Here is a 1,602-nt window from a genome sequence, read left to right as displayed (position 1 = left end):
GCTTTCTCAAATCTGTTAATCCATAGTTATTGAAATTGCTCCAAGTACATCTCCAACTTTAGCTTTATGACACTGTAAACATTGATTTTCAGCTTTATAAGGAATGACGATTTTGTATTTGACATTTTCTAAAGATTCTTCTAATTTATCAAGTTGTTCTCCTGTTACCAAAACTGTTTTTTCAATTTCATCAGCAGGTTTTTCGTAAGCCCTTCCTTCCCCAAACTGCTTGATAACTGGCAGTCCTCTTATTATCTTTATGCTTTCAACATTTTTATTATTTTCAAGAGAATTCAAGAATATATCTCTACTTTTTATTTGTCCCAACTTCATTAATGAAGTTAATGAAGATTTAACAGTCAAAGCTATAGTCAGAGCCTTATCTTTTGCACTATTTATAGCTAAGTTCCTGAAATTAGTAAAATCAAGAGCTTGCATTATTAGAAATAGAACAATAAGTACTGTGGATACTCTTACAAAAATTCTCCATTTTAAAGATTTCATTTTTCCCTCTTTAATATTTTGATTTATTATTATAATATCAAGTATAGTTTACTATATTTTCGTACAATAATAATAGTTTCTTGAGGTGGTTATATGGCAACAAAAAAACCTATAATCAGCGTAATCGTAGAAAACCAAATTTACGAAAATCTAAAACAGCTTTCAGAAAAGAAAAACACATCACTTTCAAAACTTGCCTCAAATCTTCTTTTAAGAGGACTTTACCTGGAAGATGAACTTAAATACTCTAATCTTGTAGATGAAATTTTAGAAGACCAGCTGTGTGATTTTTTGCTTGAAGTTTTAGATATGTCTCCAGACCCTATATGGATAAAAGATAAAAATTTAAGACATATTTATGTAAATAAGGCATTTGCTGACCTTTTTGGTATGAAAAAAGAAGATATTATTGGTAAAACAGATATTGACGCAATGTCAGAAGAAGAAGCAAAAATGTGTGTCTATACAGATATGATTGCTCTCCAAAAAGAAGAACCTTATATATTTGAAGAAGTAATAGAAGGTAAGGAAGGTAAAATAGTGTTTGAAGTTATAAAAAAACCTGTAAAAGATAAATACGGCTCTGTAATTGCTCTGCTTGGTATAGCACGGGATATTACAAAACTAAAAGAATGTGAAAAAATCAGGCAATAGTAGCAAGCTCAAATCTTTCTCCATATTTATCAAAAAGAAGTTGTCTTAGCTGTGGATATCTGGTAAGGTTTGGGTCTTTCTCTATAATGTATTGAGCCTCTTTTTTGGCAAATTTCATTATTTTCATATCTATAGGACGGTCAAGGTCTGCTATAGAAAAATTTAATTTCCCAGACTGGGCAGTACCAACTAAATCCCCTGTTCCTCTAAGTTTTAAATCCTCTTCTGCTATTTTAAATCCATCTGATGTTTTTACTAAAACTTTAAGTCTATAAAGTGTTTTTAACCTCTGATTTTCTTTAGATGTATCTTCTAAAGGTCTTCTCAGGTAAGAAGGAGCTATCAAAAAACAGTATCCTTCATACTTTCCTCTACCTATTCTGCCTCTAAGCTGATGTATCTGGGAAAGACCAAATCTGTGAGCCTCTTCTATTACCATTACAG

At 31.0% G+C, this 1,602-nt stretch carries 2 protein-coding genes and 1 pseudogene; 1 reads left to right on the top strand and 2 read right to left on the bottom strand.

Annotated features, from left to right (window positions below):
• Nucleotides 1-15: 15 nt before the first annotated feature.
• Nucleotides 16-504: a hypothetical protein gene (locus HG1285_RS02245; protein WP_008289176.1), complete on the bottom strand. Its 489-nt coding sequence runs from the start codon at nucleotides 502-504 to the stop codon at nucleotides 16-18.
• A gap of 93 nt (nucleotides 505-597) precedes the next feature.
• Here HG1285_RS02245 and HG1285_RS02250 point away from each other — a divergent pair, with 93 nt between their 5' ends.
• Nucleotides 598-1,158 (top strand): PAS domain S-box protein, encoded by a 561-nt coding sequence (locus tag HG1285_RS02250; protein ID WP_008289174.1) that lies wholly within the window; start codon nucleotides 598-600, stop codon nucleotides 1,156-1,158.
• On the opposite strand, the pseudogene HG1285_RS19965 reads toward HG1285_RS02250, so the two are convergent.
• Nucleotides 1,148-1,602, bottom strand: a pseudogene (locus HG1285_RS19965) (DNA helicase RecG); the annotation flags it as partial. The gene HG1285_RS02250 and the pseudogene HG1285_RS19965 sit on opposite strands and share 11 nt — an antisense overlap.

The sequence above is a fragment of the Hydrogenivirga sp. 128-5-R1-1 genome (assembly GCF_000171895.1).
Note: the sequence above shows the minus strand (reverse complement) of the source record. Positions and strands in the feature narration are given on the sequence as shown.

Coding starts and splice junctions, on each gene's coding strand:
- HG1285_RS02245 (WP_008289176.1), bottom strand. CDS start 504: ATGAAATCTTTAAAATGGAGAATTTTTGTAAGAGTATCCACAGTACTT.
- HG1285_RS02250 (WP_008289174.1), top strand. CDS start 598: ATGGCAACAAAAAAACCTATAATCAGCGTAATCGTAGAAAACCAAATT.